Origin of the sequence: Streptomyces termitum, from assembly GCF_014650175.1 — a bacterium.
Lineage (GTDB): Bacteria > Actinomycetota > Actinomycetes > Streptomycetales > Streptomycetaceae > Streptomyces > Streptomyces termitum.
In genome coordinates this window covers 66435-84194 of record NZ_BMUL01000017.1, presented here as the reverse complement: position 1 = coordinate 84194, position 17760 = coordinate 66435, and the positions used below count along the sequence as shown (strand labels likewise).

Here is a 17760-nt window from a genome sequence, read left to right as displayed (position 1 = left end):
TGCACCGCAATAGTGCGCGTGTGCAAGTATTGCGGCGCTCGTCACCGGGCCCGGGAGCGGCCGGGGTCAGCCCGCCGCGACGGTCAGGGGGGCGAAGCGCCGGTCGGCGTCCCCGGGGAGGTCCGGGATCGAGCGGACCATCACCGCGTTGGTGATGATCGTGTTCAGCCCGTTCTCCTTGAGCCAGCCCAGCAGCGCGGTGTGGCGGAGTTCGATGTCGGTGCGCAGCGGGCGGTCCGAGGCTTCCGCCAGGGAGGCGACCAGGGCCTGGGCGGTGGCCGTGTCGCGGGCGATCAGCGGGCCGATGACATGGGTGTCCATGTTGGGCCAGGCGGCGGCGAAGCCGGTGATCACGCCGCCGTCGACGGCGACCCGCAGGTGGTCGGCGAAGGCCGGGAGCCGGGTGATGAGCGGGGTGCGATCGAGGCCGAAGATCTCCCGGTCGAGCCGGAGGACGTCCTGGAGGTCCTCGGCGGTGGCCGGCCGGACCGTGACGTCCGGGGCGGGCGCGGAGAAGGAGAAGCGGCCCTTCACCATCTCGGCCCGGGCGATCTCGGTGAAGCCGAGGCCCTCGTAGAGCGGCTGGCCGTTGGCGGTGGCGTAGAGCGTCAGCGGGGTCTCGCCGGTCTCCTCCAGCACGTACCGCATCAGCCGCCGGCCCACGCCCCGGCGGGCGTACCGCTCGGCGACCAGCACCATGCCGATGGCGGCGAGCCCGGGGCCGTAGGAGGTGACCACGGAGCAGGCGAGCAGTCCCTCGCCCTCCGGGTCGTCGATGCCGTACCCGGTGCCGGCGGTGAGCAGCAGTTCCCACTTGTGTTCCTCACGGAGCCAGCCGCGGTTCTCGGAGAGGTCGGCGCAGGCGAGGAGGTCGGCCGGACCGAGGCGGCGTACGGGGAGCTGGGCGAGCGCGGCGGGGGAGATCGGCATGACGACCAGGCTCGCCCACGCGGTGATCTTCCGTCCAGGGGTTTTCCGTCGATGTTTCACGTGAAACGGGTCCTGCACCGGACCACCGGGAGGTACGTCCGCCGTAAAGACGGGAGCCTAGCCCGCGCGCCCGGGGTTCGGGCCGGGAACGCCGCTTTCCGCCCGGAGCGGGCCCCCCGGGCGCCATGCTGCGAGCACGGAAGCCGGCTGGGTGAGGCGAGGCAGACATGGACGGTCCGACCGGTGCGGGCGACGGGACGGTGGCCCGGTGGACGGCGGAGCCCCCGCCCGACGCGGTGCTCGTCCGGCGCACGCTCGACGAGGTCGCCCCGATCTCCGACACGGTGACCTCGTACTTCTACGCCCTCCTCTTCGTCCGGAACCCCGACCTGCGCGCCCTCTTCCCGGCCGCGATGGACGTCCAGCGGGACCTGCTGTTCGCGTCGCTGCTCACCGTCGCCGAGCGGCTGGACGACGGCCCGTTCCTCACCGGGTACCTGGGCCGGCTCGGCCGGGGCCACCGGAAGTACGGGGTGGAGGCGGCCCACTACCCGGCGGTCGGCGAGGCCCTCCTGGGCGCGCTCGCGCGGTACGCGGGGCGGGTCTGGGACGGGAAGACCGAGGCGGCCTGGGTCCGCGCGTACACGACGATCTCGCAGACCATGATCGACGCCGCGGCCGAGGAGGGGCGGAACTCCCCCGCCCGGTGGCTGGCCGAGGTGGTCGCGCACGAGCCGCGGACCCCGGACGTCGCCGTGCTCACGCTCCGGACCGACGCGCCCTACCCCTTCCTCGCCGGGCAGTACACCACCCTGGAGACGCCCTGGTGGCCGCGGATCTGGCGGCACTACTCCTTGGCCTCGGCGCCCCGCCCGGACGGCCTGCTCACCCTGCACGTGAAGGCGGTCCCGGCCGGCTGGGTGTCCCGGGCGCTGGTCCACCGGGCCCGGCCCGGGGACGTGCTCCGGCTCGGTCCCCCGGCCGGTTCGATGACGGTCGACCACGCCACCGACGCCGGGCTGCTCTGCCTGGGCGGGGGCACCGGCATCGCGCCGATCCGGGCCCTGGTGGAGGACGTCGCCGAGCACGGCGACCGGCGCCGGGTCGACGTCTTCTACGGGGCCCGGGGCGAGCCGGACCTCTACGACCTGGACGCCCTGCTGCGGCTCCAGCGGACCTTCCCGTGGCTCTCCGTCCACCCGGTCACCGGGGCCCGGGGGCTGCCTGCGGCGGCGGGGGCGGCCGGCCCGTGGACCGGGCGGGACGCCTACCTCTCGGGCCCGCCGGGCATGGTCCGGCAGGGCGTCGGCGTGCTGCGCGGCGCCGGGGTCAGCCCGGAGCGGATCCGCCACGACCTCCCGGCGGAGCGGGCCGGGGCGGAGGGCCCGTCAGCCGAGGTCGGGGGCGTGCATGGCGCGGACGCCCTCGATGTTCCCGTCGAGATAGTGGCGCAGTGAGAGCGGCACCAGGTGGACGGCGGCGATGCCCACCCGGCTGAAGGGCACCCGGACGATCTCGTACTCGCCCACCGGCTCGTCGATCTCGGGTCCGTGCCGCAGCTCGGGGTCCATCGACTCCAGGCGGCAGACGAAGAAGTGCTGGACCTTCACGCCGGAGACCCCGCCGTCGACGATGTGCTCGACGGTGTCGACGAAGCAAGGCACCACGTCGACGACCTTGGCGCCGAGTTCCTCGTGCACCTCGCGGTGGAGGGCCTCGACGACGGTGGAGTCGGAGGGTTCGACGCCGCCTCCGGGCGTCAGCCAGTAAGGATCCACCCCCGGTTTGGTGCGCTTGATGAGGATGAGGTCGTCTCCGTCGAGCAGGATGGCGCGTGCGGTGCGCTTGACCACGGGCCTTTCGGTCATGGGAAGAAAATGGCCCGTTCCCGCCGGGATGAAACTCACCACTCCCCCGCGGCCCGTACGAGTTCCTCGTGGGCCCGCGCGATGTGGGCCAGGGCGAGGCTTCCCGCCCGCACCACCAGGAAGTAGGTCCGCAGCGGGGGCACCGGCGGATCGAGCAGGGCCACGAGCCGTCCCCGCGCCAGGTCCTCCTCGCACAGGTGGCGCGGCAGCACGGCCAGCCCCGCGCCGGCCGCCGCGGCCTCCCGGACGGCCCGCAGGTCGGGGGCGATGACGGTGGCCGCCGCCGCGGGCCCGGTGTCGAAGACGGCCGTCCAGTAGCGGGTGGCGAAGGGCAGTGACTCGTGGACCTCGACCACCGGGAGCTGATCCAGGACCACGGCGTCGGTCCCGGAGCCGAGCAGGGCCTCGGGGGAGAGCCGGGACGCCCAGCGCGGGGCGGCGACCAGGACGAGTTCCTCGTCGCAGAGCGGGGTGGCGGTGAGCGGGCCGCCGCGCGGGCGGGCGGTGGTGAGGACCAGGTCGTGGCGGCCGGCGGCGAGCCCGTCGAGCAGCTCTTCGGTGTCGCCGGTGAAGGAGGCGCGCAGCCGGATGCCCCGGGCGGTGAGCGGGGCGAGCGCGGGCAGGGCGCGCAGGGAGACGAACTCCGGCGGCCCGGCGATGTGCAGGGTGCGGGTCCCGCGCCCGGCGTCGGGGCCGGTCTCGGCGATCTCGACCAGGGCGTCCAGGTGCGGGGCGGCGCGGTGGGCGAGTTCGTCGCCGATGGTCGTCGGGGTGACGCCGCGGGCCCGGCGCAGGAAGAGGGGCCGCCCGAGCTGGCGCTCCAGGGTGCGGATCTGGCTGGTGACGGCGGGCTGGGAGAGGCCGAGGAGCGCGGCGGCGCGGGTGAACGAGCCGGCCCGGTGCACCGTGACGAACGTGCGGAGCAGGGCCAGGTCCATGTCCGCCCCTCTCCGGCCGGCCGTCCGTCGTTCCAGGAGCGTCCCACTATAAATATGCCGATAGGCGGCTGTCGCTAGCGTGATTGGACACTGACGGACAGTCAACTAGCCTTGTCCGAGCGGAATCCGCGCGGTGCCGGGGGCGTTCCGAGCCACGAGGGGGGAGGCTCGGAGCGCCCCGGTCCGCCCCGCCCTCAGGCGGCCTTGCCCGCCGCGTCCAGGGCGCGCAGCACGTCGGCGATCAGGTCCTCCGGGTCCTCCGCGCCGACGGAGAAGCGGATGAAGCCCTCCGCGACGGCGTCGCCGCCCCACCGTCCGCGCCGCTCCGCCGAGGAGCGCACCCCGCCGAAGCTGGTGGCGTCGTCGACCAGGCGCAGTTCCTCCAGGAACCGCTCGGCCCGCGCGCGGTCGGCGAGTTCGAAGGAGACGACGGAGCCGAAGCGGCGCATCTGCCGGGCGGCGACCTCGTGCGAGGGGTCGTCCGGGAGGCCGGGGTGGCGCAGTCCGGTCACGTCGGGCCGGCCGGCCAGCACCCGGGCCAGTTCCAGGGCGGTGGCGCACTGGCGGTCGATCCGGAGCTGGAGCGTGGCCAGCGAGCGGTGGGCGAGCCATGCCTCCATGGGGCCCGGGATGGCGCCGACGATCTTGCGCCAGCGCCGTACCTCCGCGGCCCGGCGGGGGTCGCGGCAGCTGACGTGGCCGAGCAGGACGTCGCCGTGCCCGGTCATGCCCTTGGTGTCGCTGGCGACCGAGAAGTCGGCGCCGAGTTCCAGCGGGCGCTGGCCGAGCGGGGTGGCGAGGGTGTTGTCGACGGCGACGAGCGCGCCGCCGGCGTGCGCCGCCCCGACCAGCCGGCGGATGTCGCAGACGTCGAGGCCGGGGTTGGACGGGGTCTCGATCCACAGCAGCCTGGCGCCGTCGAGGACGTCGAGCTGGGCGTCGCCGCCGGTCGGGGCGGTGCGGACCTCGATGCCGTACGCGCGCAGCTGCTCGTGGAGGAGCGGCAGGGCCTGGTAGCCGTCGGTGGGCAGGACGACGGCGTCACCGGCGGAGAGCTGGGAGAGGAGCACGGCGGAGATCGCGGCCATGCCGGAGGCGAAGACGACGGTCTCGACGCCGGTCCCGCCCGGCGCCTCCAGGGTGCCGATGGCCCGCTCCAGGTGGGTCCAGGTGGGGTTCTCGTCGCGGCCGTAGGTGTACGGGCCGGTGGGGTCGCCGGGCAGGTGGAAGTGGGCGGCGAAGACCGGGCCGGGGAGGGTCGGTTCGTGTTTCACGGGCTCGGGCAGCCCGGCGCGTACGGCGAGGGTGCCGTCGCCGGGAGTGCGCTGTTCCTGGGGGTTCACGGGTCAGGGAGTCCTTTCCATCGGTTCGTCGTCCCCTCGCAGGGCGTCGCTGATCGCGGCGACGCGGGCGGAGGTGTGGCCGTGCTCCTCCGGGACGGCGACGGTGCGGGGGTCCGCGCCGTCGCCCTCGTACCGGCCGCCGGTGCCCGCGCTGTCCGCCTCGACCGCCCCGCCGAGGCCGGTCTCCTCCACCCGGCGGCGGAAGACGTGCTCGGCCATCGGGGAGCGGCAGATGTTCCCGGTGCGGACGCGATAGGCCATGGGGGGAGTGGTCAGTCCCCGTCCGGGAGCATGACGTTGAGCGCCCACGAGACGACGGAGATGATCAGGCCGCCGATGACGGCGGTCCAGAAGCCCTCCACGTGGAAGCTGAGGTCGAGCTGGTCGGCCAGCCACGAGGTGAGCAGCAGCATCAGGGCGTTGACCAGCAGGGTGATCAGGCCGAGCGTCAGGATGAAGAGGGGCAGCGTCAGGAGCTTCACGATCGGCTTGACCAGGAAGTTGACGAGCCCGAAGACGAGGGCGACGAGCAGCAGGGTGACGACCTTCTTGCTCGTGCTGTCGCCGGTCAGTGTGATGTCCTGGAGGAGCCAGATGGCGACCGCCAGGGCGCCCGCGTTGGCCAGCGTCTTGACTACGAAATTCTTCATGTGTCTGATCGTGGCAGAGACGATCGGGCCTAGGGCAGGGGCGAACGGCAGTGAAGGCATTCCGGCTGGACGAACTGGAGGCGGAGCGCGCCGCGAACCAGGGGGCGTACCTCCAGTTCCTGCGGGAGCGGAACATGTCGGTCGGGCTGTACGCGCTCGACGCGGGCGCGCTGGACCCGCAGTCGCCGCACGGCCAGGACGAGGTGTACTTCGTGGTGTCGGGGCGGGCCTCGATCACGGTCGGGGACGAGACGACGCAGGTGGCGCGGGGCAGCGTGGTCTACGTGCCGGCCGGTGAGCCGCACCGCTTCCACCACATCAGCGAGGACCTGCGGGTGCTCGTGGTCTTCTCGCCGCCCGAGGGCTGAGACCGGTACCGGGATCCGGTACGGCTCCGGTGCCCGGGCCCGGACCGCTTTGGTACGCGCGCCCGGGTGGGTTAGCCGGTGCCCGCGCCCGGGTGGGCCCCGGTGTCCGTGCCCGGGGTCCGGGGCGGGACCGGGGTTCTCGGGGGTGAATCCCCGGTTCCCCTAGGGGTCGGATCAGGGGAGAGCCCGGGCCCCGGAGGTCCCACGGGCACCCGGATCCGTCCTAGCCTGGAGGTGTCCGGCACGGAGGGTTCCGGACGGGGATCCGAGACAGAGGGAGAGAACCATGGCCGTACAGGAGATTCTCGCGGGACTGCCGTGGTGGGTGAAGTGGGTCGCCATACCCGTTCTGGTCCTGCTCGTCTTCGGCGGGATCATCACCAGCCTCCTCACCTTCGTCGTCGGCCTCCTGTTCAAGGTGCTGCTGTTCGTCGCGCTCGTCGCCGGACTGATCTACGTCGTACGGAAGTTCACCTCGTCGTCGAGGTCCGGCGGCGACTGGTAGTCCCGGCGGCTCCTCGGTGCGAAGCCGCCGCCGGGCGTTAGCCCGGCAGGGGGAACGCGCTGGTGGAAACGGGGGGAGGGGGAGGGCGAGCCACTAGAGTGGCAGCTCTCCGCCGAGTTTCGGGGACTACGGGTGTAGATCTCCGGCAGACCAGCGGCTTCCCGCTCGTCCCTGAGGGGTCCGTCCATCGGACCCCCTCGGTGTTTAAGGCCCGGCGGATGCGCGGGGGCGGCCCCCGCGCACGGATGCGTACGCGTCCGTGTCACGCCTGGGGGTGACCTTTGGCCATCGCTTCGCAGACAGCGGCTGCACCGACGCTGATCGGCTCGGTGCAGCGGGCGCTGAGACTCCTGGAGGCTGTGGCCTCCCACCCGGACGGCGCCCCCGCCAAGCAGCTCGCCCGGGAGACGGGCCTCCCGCTGCCCACGACGTACCACCTTCTCCGCACCCTGACGCACGAGGGCTATCTGCTCCGCGACAAGGGTGCGTTCCATCTTGGGGAGGCCGCCGCACGGCTGGCCCGCGGCGGAGCCGTGCAGAATCGTCGCACCAAGATCGAGGACTCGTTGGCGCGCTGGCGCGACGAGATCGGTGTACCCGTCTACTTCGCCCTCTACCGCGACGGCGAGATCGAACTGATCGCCGTCGCGGACACCGCGAACGCCCCCGCCGTGGAGGAGTGGGCCGACTTCCGCGAGACCGGTCACGCTCACGCGATCGGGCAGTGTCTTCTCGGCCAACTTGATCAGAGAAGCCGTCAAGACCACCTGGACCGTCACCGGGTCGAAGCCCTCACTCCATATACGGTGCGTAACCGCCGGATGCTTCTGGACCGTTTGGACGGTTTGGGGCGAATGGAACCCCTGGTGGAGCGTCAGGAGTACGCGCTGGGCACCGTATGTGCCGCGATTCCCCTCACCGTGGGCTCCACGGCGGCCACTCTGGCCATCTCGCTCCCGCTCCACCAGCAAGAACGGTTGCTCCCGGCGATCGAGCGACTACGCAGTGAGATCGGGGGGCTCTTCAGCTCCTTCGCGCTCTCTATCAGTATCTGAAAAATCACTCCTTGTGATCTGCTAGCGCGTACAGCACGATTGCGTCAAGAGGGCCACGAGGGATCATTCCTGGCCGTTTCGGTCACAGCTTTCAGCAGCTGTGTTTACACAACTGCTCCACCTACTGTGCGGGGTACATGATGCGAGAGTCGGTTCAGGCCGAGGTCCTGATGAGCTTCCTCGTCTCGGAGGAGCTCTCCTTCAAGATCCCTGTCGAACTGCGATACGAGACCCGGGATCCCTACGCGGTGCGGATGACCTTCCACCTCCCCGGGGACGCGCCCGTCACCTGGGCGTTCGGCCGGGAGCTGCTGCTCGACGGGATCAACCGCCCGAGCGGGGACGGCGACGTGCACATCGCCCCGACCGAACCCGAGGGGCTCTCGGACGTCTCCATCCGCCTCCAGGTCGGCGGCGACCGCGCGCTGTTCCGCGCCAGCGCCCCGCCGCTCGTCGCCTTCCTCGACCGCACGGACAAGCTCGTCCCGCTCGGCCAGGAGCAGACGCTGGGCGACTTCGAGGACAGCCTGGAGGCCGCGCTCGGCCGCATCCTGGCCGAGGAGAGCGCCGGCCCCGCCTGAGCGCGCGGCGCCGGCCGTCCCGCCCGGCGCCCACGTGTGACCGTCCACTGCACACGTCCGACCGGTCACCGCCCACGGTTGACCGCGCACCGCGCACCGCCCACCGCCCACCGCCCACCGCCCACTGCCCACTGCCCACGGCTCACCGAGCATCGCGCATCGTGCACCGGCCACGGCCCACCGGCCACCGCCCACGGCCGACCGCCCCTGGTCGGCTCACCCCTCTCCCGAGGGCTCCCCGGACGGGGTCACTTCGCCCGGCGGCGGCGTCCGCCCCGGGCCGCGCCCGCCCGGCCGCCCGTGCCCGCCCGGCCGCCGGTCCCCGGCGCGGAGCGGTCGGCCGACACCACCAGGGCCGCGAGGACCGTCGTGACCGGCACCGAGGCGACCAGCCCGATCGACCCGACCAGGGTCCGGACGATCTCCTCCGCCACCAGTTCGCTGTTGGCCACCGTCCCCACGCTGCTCTGCGCGACCGTGAAGAGGAGCAGCAGCGGCAGGGCCGCACCGGCGTAGGCCAGGACCAGGGTGTTGACCACCGAGGCGATGTGGTCGCGGCCGATCCGGATCCCGGCCCGGTAGAGCGCGCGCGGACCCATGGTCGGGTCGGCCTGGCGCAGCTCCCAGACCGCCGAGGTCTGGGTGACGGTGACGTCGTCCAGCACACCGAGCGAACCGATGATCACACTGGCCAGGAGCAGGCCGGACATGTCGATCTCGGGGTAGAGGCCGTGGATGAGCCCGGTGTTGTCGTCGGTGTTGCCGCTGAGCGAGGCCCAGCCGATGAAGACGGAACCGAGCAGCCCGATCAGCAGCAGCGAGATCAGGGTGCCCAGCACGGCCACCGAGGTGCGCGCCGAGAGCCCGTGGCACATGTAGAGCGCGATCAGCATGATCGTGCTGGACCCGACCACCGCGACGACCAGCGGGTTCGAGCCCTCCAGGATCGCGGGCAGGATGAAGAGGGTGAGCACCAGGAAGCTCACCGCCAGCGCGATCAGCGCCATCAGGCCGCGCAGCCGTCCGACGGCCACGACCGCCACCGCGAAGAGGGCGGCGAGCACCGCCATCGGCACCTTCCGGTTGACGTCGGTCACCGAGTACTGGAGGTCGTGCGGGGCGTCGGGGGCGTACGCGACCACCACGCCCTGCCCCTCCTCCAGTCGGCGCGGGGCGTCCGGCTGCACGATCTCGGTGAACCGGCGGCCCGCGTCCGGGCCGCTGGTGACCTCGATGGTCGCCTTCTCGCACTGCCCCTGCTGCGCGTTGACCGCCTCGCGGCCCTGCGGGGTGGAGGTGTCGCCGGTGGGCGGCACCTGACCGGCGTTCACGGCCTTGCAGTCCACCCGCTCGACCGCCACGACCTCGCCCTGCTCGGTCTGCCGGTCGAAACCGACCCCGGTCCGCTCGTGGGGCGGCGCGCCACCGGGCCAGAGCACCACCAGGCCGACGGCCACGGCGGTCGCGAACGGGATGAGGATGGCCGCGATGACCCGGCGCAGATGCCGGGAGACGGGGGCGGCGGGCCCATGGCTGTGGCTGTGCCCGTGCCCGCCGTGACCGCCGTGTTGTCCGTGTCCGTGCCCGCCGTGTCCGTGACCGCCGTGGTCGTCCTCCCCGCCTCCGCTCCCGCCTCCGCGCCCGCCTCCGTGTCCGCCGGACGGGCCGTGGTCGGGACCGCCGCCGGCGGGTCCGTGAGCGTGCGGATCGGGGGTCTGCTGCGTCGACGTCACCGGGGGATCATCGCAAGAACGCCGGGGGCCCACTGTTCAGCACGCCCGGGAGGGCGCTAGCGTGGTGGCACCTTTGCACACGCGGGAGCTCGGAGCACCGGGCTGAGAGGGCGCTGATCACCGTACGCGGGCACGACCGCCGTACGTACGGGAAGAGGCTGCGCCGACCGCCGAACCTGTTACCGGGTAATGCCGGCGTAGGGAGATCAGGTCTCATGACCCTTCAGGATGCACGCACGCCTGCCTCCGAGCAGAACGACCCGACCGGTCCGAACGACCCGACCGGCCAGGGAGCGCGCACGCCGGGCTGGCACAAGGGGTACGTCGAGGGCTCCCGCCCCGACCTCCGGGTGCCGGTCCGTCAGGTGCACCTCACCAACGGCAAGGACGTCACGCTCTACGACACGTCCGGTCCGTACACCGACCCCGCCGTCGACACCGACGTGCGGCGGGGCCTGCCGCCGCTGCGCGAGAACTGGATCATCGCGCGCGGCGACACCGAGGAGTACGCGGGCCGCCCGGTCCGCCCCGAGGACGACGGCATCAAGCACACCTCGCCGCGCGGCGGCGGGCTCAAGAACCTCGACGCGGTCTTCCCCGGCCGCCCGCGCCTGCCGCGCCGGAGCCGTACCGGCGAGGCCGTCACCCAGCTCGCGTACGCCCGCCGGGGGGAGATCACCCCGGAGATGGAGTACGTGGCGATCCGGGAGAACGTCTCCCCCGAGGTCGTGCGGGAGGAGATCGCGGCGGGCCGCGCCGTGCTCCCGGCCAACGTCAACCACCCGGAGATCGAGCCGATGATCATCGGCAAGCGGTTCCTGGTGAAGGTCAACGCCAACATCGGCAACTCCGCGGTCACCTCCTCCATCGAGGAGGAGGTGGAGAAGATGACCTGGGCGACCCGCTGGGGCGCCGACACGGTCATGGACCTCTCCACCGGCCGCAACATCCACACCACCCGCGAGTGGGTGCTGCGCAACTCCCCCGTGCCGATCGGCACCGTGCCGCTCTACCAGGCGCTGGAGAAGGTCGACGGCCGTGCCGAGGAGCTGACCTGGGAGGTCTACAAGGACACGGTCATCGAGCAGGCCGAGCAGGGCGTCGACTACATGACCGTCCACGCGGGCGTTCTCCTGCCGTACGTGCCGCTCACCGCCCGCCGCAAGACCGGCATCGTCTCGCGCGGCGGCTCGATCATGGCAGCCTGGTGCCTGGCGCACCACGAGGAGAACTTCCTCTACACGCACTTCGAGGAGCTCTGCGAGATCCTCGCCGCGTACGACGTCACGTACTCGCTCGGCGACGGGCTGCGGCCCGGCTCGATCGCCGACGCCAACGACGAGGCGCAGTTCGCGGAGCTGCGCACGCTCGGCGAGCTGAACACCATCGCCAAGCGGCACGGCGTGCAGACGATGATCGAGGGCCCGGGGCACGTCCCCATGCACAAGATCAAGGAGAACATCGACCTTCAGCAGGAGATCTGCGAGGAGGCGCCGTTCTACACGCTCGGCCCGCTGACCACGGACGTCGCGCCCGCGTACGACCACATCACCTCCGGCATCGGCGCGGCGATGATCGCCTGGTGGGGCACGGCGATGCTCTGCTACGTGACGCCCAAGGAGCACCTGGGCCTGCCCAACCGCGACGACGTGAAGACCGGCGTCATCACCTACAAGATCGCGGCGCACGCGGCGGACCTGGCCAAGGGACACCCGGGCGCCCAGGAGTGGGACGACGCCCTCTCCGACGCGCGCTTCGAGTTCCGCTGGGAGGACCAGTTCAACCTGGCCCTCGACCCGGACACCGCCCGCGAGTTCCACGACGAGACCCTCCCGGCCGAACCCGCCAAGACCGCCCACTTCTGTTCGATGTGCGGTCCGAAGTTCTGCTCGATGAAGATCTCGCAGGACATCCGGCGCGAGCACGGCGGCGACCTGAAGGCGTCCGAGATCGAGGCCGGAATGGCGGAGAAGTCCAAGGAGTTCGCGGCAGCGGGCAACCGCGTCTACCTGCCGCTCGCGGAGACGGGCGGCAGCTCGGCCGGCTGACCCGGCCGCCTCAGCGGAGGGGGGCTCGCCAGGTCACCAGTCCCGGCCGGCCCGCCTCCGCGAAGCCCACCGCGAACGGCTTGTCGCCGTTGTCCGTCACGAGGTGGATGCTGCACTCCGTCACACTGTCGCCCGGCGGGATCATCCGGGCGACCCAGTCGGACGGGCAGCCGGGGATCTTCGTGTCGAGGACGAAGGAGGTCTTCCCCCGTATCTGCCGGCCGCCTTCGGTGAGCAGGCGGACGTGGTCGGCCTGGTCGGCGTAGAGGTCTTTCGTCCCGGTGTTGGTGTAGCTGACCGACACGTAGTACGGGACGCCGCGCCGCTCGTTCTCGTTGAGGTCGAGGTCCAGGCCCGCGAGGTCGGCCGCGCTGCCCCGGCGTACGGAGACCAGCTTGGCGGGCAGTTCGAGGACGTCCTTGCCGGTGAGAACGCCATTCTCGCCGGCGTCCCACCGGACGCGGACGACGTCGTCCGGCTCCGCCAGCCCGGCGGATGCCGCCTTGAGGCCGCCCTCGACGGGCCAGGTGGCGACCGGGCCGCCCTCGTCGAGGTAGCCGTCGGCGTTGTGCGTCAGTGACAGCACGCCGACACCCCCGGGCAGCGCGTAGGCCACGCAGGTGTCGTACGAGTCGCCGGGCGCCAGCGTCTTCGGCGCGGTGTCCGCGCAGGGCAGGTCGACCCCGCCCGGCCTGCCGCCGCTGACGTAGACCTTCTCCCCGCGCGTCCAGTCGGTGCCGTTCAGGGCGAGGTCACTGTCCACCATGTAGGCGTCGGGGATCTCCTTCCGGCCGGTGTTGGTGACCTCGAAGGTGAGGTAGTGGGGGACCATGCCCTTCAGCTCCCCGTCCACGCGCGCGCCCCGCATGTCCTCCTCCGAACCCCGGACCAGGCTCTTGACCGTGATCCTGACCTCGTACGACCGGTGGACGACGTCCCGTGCGCCGGTCCGCACCGGCAGGTCCGTCCAGGAGGCAGGCCTCTTTACGGCTTGCTCCGAGGCGGGATTCTCCGCGACCCGCTCCACGGCCCCGCCCGCGCCCTGTTCCCCGGCGCACCCGGCGAGGAGGGGTATCGCGGCCACGCCCATGGCGGCCTTCCTGACGTAGCTGGACAGGCGCATGGAATCCCTTGCCGCACGATGATCCGGATCCACCGGAGGACCGATGCATCGTAGGACGTCACAGCGGATGCGGAGGCGGCGGGTGGGGCCCGGTGCGGCTCGTACTGTCCACGCTTCCGCTCGATGAAGATCTCGCAGGACATCCGGCGCGAGCACGGCGGCGGCCTGAAGGCGTCCGAGATCGAGGCCGGAATGGCGGAGAAGTCCAAGGAGTTCGCCGCGGCGGGCAACCGGGTGTACCTGCCGCTGGCGGAGTGACCCGGCATCCGGTCCCACAGCCGGGCTCGCGCCCCTGTCCGGGGTGCGGGCCCGGCCCGCAGGGGCGGTGGTTCCACCAAGATGGGGGCATGACGTACAGCCGTGCCGAGCTGATCGCCCTTCTGCGCCGCCTTGACGATCCGGTGTTCCTGGAGCGCCCGCGCGGCTACGACCACGCCGCGACGCGGGCGCTCTTCGAACGGCTCGTGGCCAGGCTGGACGCCGATTTCGGCACCCGCTGCGAGGCCGACCGCGGGGTGCAGGACGCGAGTCTGCACGCCACGGTCGCGGTGCCGGCGGAGGCCGCGGCGGGCGGGGAGCGGATCACCGTCTCGGTGAGCAACTGCGGCTCCATGGCGGTCGTGGCCGCCGAGCGGCCGGGCGTCTACGACGACACCGGTGAGGCGGTGGAGGCGGGTGCGCTCGACGCCGCCGACCTGCGAAAGGTCGAACGCGCCCTCGCGGAGCTGGGCTACGTGCCGGTGCCCGAGAGCCTGCTCACCCGCCCGTACGACGGACCGGGCCCCCTGGCCGCGTACCGCCCCGGGGACCGGGCCAACTGGTGGATCCGGTACTTCGACCACCTCTAGGGGCCGCCGGATCCGGCGGGGTCCGACCGGGGCCGTCAGGGCAGGGCCGGGTCCGGTGGGGGTTCCGCCGGGTCGGGGGCGGTGGCGGCGAGGGCGGCGTGCAGGAAGGGCACGACGCCCTGCTCCAGGAGGGCGTGCCGCCAGGCCGCGCGGGCGAGGGCCAGCTCGTCCTCGGGCGCCGGGGCGCCGCTGACCTCGGCGGGGCTGTTGCGCAGCGCGGTCAGCAGCAGTCCCGCGCCCGCGCAGAGCAGCCCGGCGGCGGCCAGCGCGCCGAAGGCCAGTCCGGCGGTCAGCAGGGTGGTGCCCAGCGCGGCGCGCGGCGCGATCACGTGGACCAGCGCCCCGACCAGCAGGAAGATCGCGGCGGCCGTCCCGGCGAGCACCGGGACGAGGACGGTCAGCACCGCGACCGCGCCCGGCGACTCGTCGGGCCCGGCGGCCCGGGGCCGGTTGGAGGCGGCCCGGTTCTCCTCCCGGACCTTGACGAAGTGCTCGTACTCGGCCGCCGCCGCCGTGGTGATCAGCGCCGTCGCGTTCAGGGCCATGGCGCGGAGCTGGGCGGGCGTCAGCCGCCCGCCGGTTCCGGCGAGTTCCGGCCGTTCCCGGGCGGAGCCGAGTGCTTCGTCGAGGACCCGTTCGTACTCGGCGCGGTCCTCGGTCAGCAGATGCGGAGCCACGTTCATGTGCATCCCCCGATGCTCGTCAGGCCGGGACCGGGCGCGGAAGGGCGCCGGTCCGGGCGGAAGCGGAGGAGAAGCCTGCCTAGGGGGAACCGATGGTAGGGCCGTGACCGGGCGTGCTGACAGGGGGTTTCGGGAAATCGCCTCCGCCGGATGCGCAGGGTGAGGCTCAGGCCCCCAGTGGGAGGCGGACCACGAGCAGTTTCCCGGCCATGGTCACGCCGCCGTCCATGGCGATGGCGAGCCCGTCGGCGTAGACGTGGGGGCCGTCGACGACCGGGCGGGAGTCCTCCTCGCCGTCCTCCGTGCCGACCTGGCCGAGGAGGTACGGGATCGGGCTGTGGCCGTGCACGATCCGCGAGCCGCCGTAGGTGCCGAGCAGCTCCTGGACGGCCTGCGGGCCGGCCTCGTCGCGGAAGGCGAAGCGCTTGGTGAACTTCCGGAAGAGGTCCCAGACCTCGTCGGCGTCGTTGCGGGTGAGGACCTCGTGGACGGTGTCGTTGACGTCCTCGATGGTCTCGCCGTACTCCAGGTACGCGGTGGTGTCGGAGTGCAGCAGCAGGTGGTCGTCCTCGCGGACGACGGCGTCGAGCCGGGACATCCACTGGAGGTGGACGTCCTGGAGGCGGTCCATGTCGTGCTTCTGCCCGCCGTTGAGCAGCCAGGCGGCCTGGAAGGTGGCGGTGCCGGCGCCGGAGTTGACCGGGGTGTCGCCGAAGCGCTTGGCGCCGATGAGGAGCAGCTCGTGGTTGCCCATGAGCGCCTTGCAGTAGCCGCCGGCGGCGGCGGCCTCGGCGGAGAGGCGCATGACGAGGTCGATGACGCCGATGCCGTCGGGGCCCCGGTCGGTGAAGTCGCCGAGGAACCACAGCCGGGCGTTGCCCGCGGCCCAGCCGCCGTTCTCGTCGATGAGGCCCTGCGCGCGCAGGGCGGCGACGAGTTCGTCGAGGTAGCCGTGGACGTCGCCGACGACGTAGAGCGGGCCGGGGCCGTCGCCCGGGGCGGCGGGCGCCGGGGCGGCGGTCGGTACCACGGGCACCTGGACGGTGTCGCCGCGCTGGATGACCGGGAGGTCGCGCTCGGTCGGCGTGTAGCCGTCCGGGAAGCCGTCGGAGTGCCCGTCCGCCGGATAGCCGGCCCCGGGGTGCCCGGAGTCACCCGCGACGGCCCGCACGGGAGTCTGTACGGGGGCGGGCGCGGGCGCGTGCACGGGGGCGGCCGGGGGTACGGGCGCGGCGGCGGCCGGCTCGGCCCGGGGCGCCGGCTCGTGCGGGGCGGCCGGCGCGGGGTGCGCCGGGGCCTCGGCGTAGGCGGCCCGCTCCCGGTACGCGGCGGGCTCGGGGCGCGCCGCGGGCTCCGGGTGGGCGGCCGGCGCGTGACCGGCCGGGAACTCCGGAGGGGCGGCCGGTGCGGGGCCCGCCGGGGGTTCCGGGTGCGCGGCGTGTGCCGCGGGCTCCGGGTGGGCGGCGGCCGGCGCGGGGAACGCGGCCGGGCGGGTGCCCAGGTGGAGCGTGGGATCGGAGGGCGCGGAGGGCGGCTCCGCGGCATGGCCCTGTACGGGCACGCGGGCGTACGGCGGCACGCGGAAGTCACGCAATGTCGCCGTTCGTTCCACGGGCTCCTGCCCGGCCCCCTGAGTCATCGACCCCTCCACCACCGTCGCGATGCCCTGCACATCGCGGACCGGCCTGGTCGGGGGGTCCGCGGTGTCGTGCGCCCATCATAGGAATGAGGGTCCGCCTGTGTGACGCACCAGGGGTGGTGAATCCGGGTTCGCTCCGGGTTCACCGGTTGTTTCGCCCGAATTGAGAAGGTCCGGTCCAGGGTCGGGTCCGGTGTGGCGGCCGGTTTCGCCCTCCTCGCCCACGGGCAGGGACGAGGACGGCGTTCCGTTCCCGGGCGCGGCCGGGCCCCGGAAGGGGTTCTTCCGGGGCCCGGCCACGCCCGGTGCCGCATCCCGCTCGGTGCGGCCCGGTGCCGTCAGTCCTGGGTGGGCGTGCGGGGCGGGCTGACCGTCGTCCGCGGCGAGCGGCGCTGCGAGGAGGTGCGGACGATGAGCTCGGTCGGTATCACCTGCTCGACCGGTCCGTCGTTCTCGATCCCCTCGATGGCGTCGATGAGGAGCTGGACGACGGCGGTGCCGATGCGGCGCGGTTTGAGCGAGAGCGTGGTGATGGGCGGTTCGGTGGTGGCGTAGACGGTCGACTCGCTGCAGCAGACCAGCAGCAGGTCGTCCGGGACGCGCAGCCCGTAGCGGCGGGCGGCGGCGAGGAGGTCGGTTCCGTTGGGGTCGAAGAGGCCGTAGACCGCGTCGGGCCGGTCGGGGCGGGCGAGCAGCCGGTCGGCCGCGACGGCGCCCGCGCACGGGTCGTGGGCCGGGTACGCCTCGTAGACGGGGTCCTGGCCGACCCGCTCGCACCAGTTGAGGTACGCGGTGGTGGAGAGGCGGGTGTAGGTGTCGGTGGTGGTGCCGGTGAGCAGGCCGATGCGGCGCGCCCCGGCGGCGGCGAGGTGGTCGAGGAGGTCGAGGACGGCCGCCTCGTGGTCGTTGTCGACCCAGGCGGTCACCGGCAGCGTGCCGGCTGGGCGCCCGTCGGAGACGACGGGGAGGCCCTGGCGGACGAGCTCGGTGACGACCGGGTCGTGGTCGGAGGGGTCGATGACGACGGTGCCGTCGAGGGCGACGTTCGACCAGACGTCATGGCGTGAGGTCGCGGGGAGGATCACGAGGGCGTAGCCGCGCGCCAGCGCGGCCGAGGTGGCCGCTCTCGCCATCTCCGCGAAGTAGGCGAACTCCGTGAAGGTGAAAGGTTCATCCCCGTACGTGGTCACGGTCAGGCCGATGAGCCCCGACTTGCCGGTGCGGAGCGTGCGGGCGGCGGCGGACGGGCGGTAGCCCAGCCGGTCGGCGACCTCGCGCACGTGCCGCCGGGTGGCGTCCGGGAGTCGTCCCTTGCCGTTGAGCGCGTCGGAGACAGTCGTGATGGATACCCCGGCGGCGGCGGCGACGTCCCGGATGCCCGCCCGGCCCTGCCGGCTTCCCCGGGTCTGTGCCCGGCTCACCTGGTGCTTCCCTGCTGCTGTCATGGC

At 72.9% G+C, this 17760-nt stretch carries 17 protein-coding genes and 2 pseudogenes; 8 read left to right on the top strand and 11 right to left on the bottom strand.

Annotation, left to right across the window (positions count from 1 at the left end):
- Positions 1-66 precede the first annotated feature (66 nt).
- Complete coding sequence (locus tag IE219_RS26260) at positions 67-930, bottom strand: GNAT family N-acetyltransferase (RefSeq protein WP_189981854.1); 864 nt, start codon at positions 928-930, stop codon at positions 67-69.
- 227 nt (positions 931-1157) lie between these two features.
- Between IE219_RS26260 and IE219_RS26255 the strand changes: the two genes are divergently transcribed.
- The gene (locus IE219_RS26255) at positions 1158-2387 is read left to right on the top strand and encodes a globin domain-containing protein (protein ID WP_189981852.1); all 1230 of its coding nucleotides are present in this window, start codon (positions 1158-1160) and stop codon (positions 2385-2387) included.
- On the opposite strand, the gene IE219_RS26250 is transcribed toward IE219_RS26255, so the two are convergent.
- The 5 genes and pseudogenes from IE219_RS26250 to IE219_RS26230 form a co-directional block, all read right to left on the bottom strand.
- A complete protein-coding gene (locus tag IE219_RS26250; RefSeq protein WP_189981851.1) occupies positions 2319-2798 on the bottom strand; it encodes an NUDIX domain-containing protein in 480 nt (159 codons plus the stop codon). The two genes, IE219_RS26255 and IE219_RS26250, sit on opposite strands and share 69 nt — an antisense overlap.
- A gap of 35 nt (positions 2799-2833) precedes the next feature.
- Positions 2834-3736: a LysR family transcriptional regulator gene (locus IE219_RS26245; protein ID WP_189981849.1), complete on the bottom strand. Its 903-nt coding sequence runs from the start codon at positions 3734-3736 to the stop codon at positions 2834-2836.
- Positions 3737-3930: 194 nt separating this feature from the next.
- Positions 3931-5079 (bottom strand): cystathionine gamma-lyase, encoded by a 1149-nt coding sequence (locus IE219_RS26240; RefSeq protein WP_189981847.1) that lies wholly within the window; start codon positions 5077-5079, stop codon positions 3931-3933.
- A gap of 57 nt (positions 5080-5136) precedes the next feature.
- A pseudogene (locus tag IE219_RS26235) lies at positions 5137-5340 on the bottom strand (arsenate reductase/protein-tyrosine-phosphatase family protein); the annotation flags it as partial.
- A gap of 11 nt (positions 5341-5351) precedes the next feature.
- Entirely contained in the window at positions 5352-5729 is a 378-nt protein-coding gene (locus IE219_RS26230) for a phage holin family protein (protein WP_189981845.1), read from the bottom strand.
- A gap of 50 nt (positions 5730-5779) precedes the next feature.
- On the opposite strand from IE219_RS26230, the gene IE219_RS26225 reads away from it, so the two are divergent.
- The 4 genes from IE219_RS26225 (at position 5780) to IE219_RS26210 (ending at position 8238) form a co-directional block, all read left to right on the top strand.
- Positions 5780-6097: a cupin domain-containing protein gene (locus tag IE219_RS26225; protein WP_189981843.1), complete on the top strand. Its 318-nt coding sequence runs from the start codon at positions 5780-5782 to the stop codon at positions 6095-6097.
- A gap of 286 nt (positions 6098-6383) precedes the next feature.
- On the top strand, positions 6384-6602 hold the full coding sequence (locus tag IE219_RS26220) for a DUF5326 family protein (protein WP_189981841.1): 219 nt from the start codon (positions 6384-6386) through the stop codon (positions 6600-6602).
- A gap of 281 nt (positions 6603-6883) precedes the next feature.
- The gene (locus tag IE219_RS26215; protein WP_308434046.1) at positions 6884-7657 is read left to right on the top strand and encodes an IclR family transcriptional regulator; all 774 of its coding nucleotides are present in this window, start codon (positions 6884-6886) and stop codon (positions 7655-7657) included.
- Between the two features lie 140 nt (positions 7658-7797).
- Positions 7798-8238 (top strand): SsgA family sporulation/cell division regulator, encoded by a 441-nt coding sequence (locus IE219_RS26210; RefSeq protein ID WP_189981839.1) that lies wholly within the window; start codon positions 7798-7800, stop codon positions 8236-8238.
- Positions 8239-8486: 248 nt separating this feature from the next.
- Here IE219_RS26210 and IE219_RS26205 read toward each other — a convergent pair whose 3' ends face one another.
- Positions 8487-9971 carry a YibE/F family protein gene (locus tag IE219_RS26205; RefSeq protein WP_189981836.1) on the bottom strand — a complete coding sequence of 495 codons (1485 nt, stop codon included), beginning with the start codon at positions 9969-9971 and terminating at the stop codon, positions 8487-8489.
- Positions 9972-10186: 215 nt separating this feature from the next.
- Between IE219_RS26205 and thiC the strand changes: the two genes are divergently transcribed.
- Positions 10187-12019 carry a phosphomethylpyrimidine synthase ThiC gene (gene thiC / locus IE219_RS26200; RefSeq protein ID WP_189981834.1) on the top strand — a complete coding sequence of 611 codons (1833 nt, stop codon included), beginning with the start codon at positions 10187-10189 and terminating at the stop codon, positions 12017-12019.
- Between the two features lie 10 nt (positions 12020-12029).
- On the opposite strand, the gene IE219_RS26195 is transcribed toward thiC, so the two are convergent.
- A complete protein-coding gene (locus IE219_RS26195) occupies positions 12030-13142 on the bottom strand; it encodes a hypothetical protein (RefSeq protein ID WP_189981832.1) in 1113 nt (370 codons plus the stop codon).
- Positions 13143-13196: 54 nt separating this feature from the next.
- Here IE219_RS26195 and IE219_RS32340 point away from each other — a divergent pair.
- Both IE219_RS32340 and IE219_RS26190 read left to right on the top strand, forming a co-directional pair.
- A pseudogene (locus IE219_RS32340) lies at positions 13197-13400 on the top strand (phosphomethylpyrimidine synthase ThiC); the annotation flags it as partial.
- A gap of 89 nt (positions 13401-13489) precedes the next feature.
- Positions 13490-13990, top strand: coding sequence for a hypothetical protein (locus tag IE219_RS26190; RefSeq protein WP_189981831.1), 501 nt, complete (start codon positions 13490-13492; stop codon positions 13988-13990).
- A 35-nt stretch (positions 13991-14025) separates the two neighbouring features.
- Here the strand turns inward: IE219_RS26190 and IE219_RS26185 are convergent, their stop codons facing one another.
- The 3 genes from IE219_RS26185 to IE219_RS26175 form a co-directional block, all read right to left on the bottom strand.
- Entirely contained in the window at positions 14026-14679 is a 654-nt protein-coding gene (locus IE219_RS26185) for a hypothetical protein (RefSeq protein ID WP_189981828.1), read from the bottom strand.
- 160 nt (positions 14680-14839) lie between these two features.
- On the bottom strand, positions 14840-16312 hold the full coding sequence (locus IE219_RS26180) for a metallophosphoesterase (protein ID WP_189981826.1): 1473 nt from the start codon (positions 16310-16312) through the stop codon (positions 14840-14842).
- Between the two features lie 338 nt (positions 16313-16650).
- The gene (locus IE219_RS26175; protein ID WP_189981823.1) at positions 16651-17757 is read right to left on the bottom strand and encodes a LacI family DNA-binding transcriptional regulator; all 1107 of its coding nucleotides are present in this window, start codon (positions 17755-17757) and stop codon (positions 16651-16653) included.
- Positions 17758-17760 lie beyond the last annotated feature (3 nt).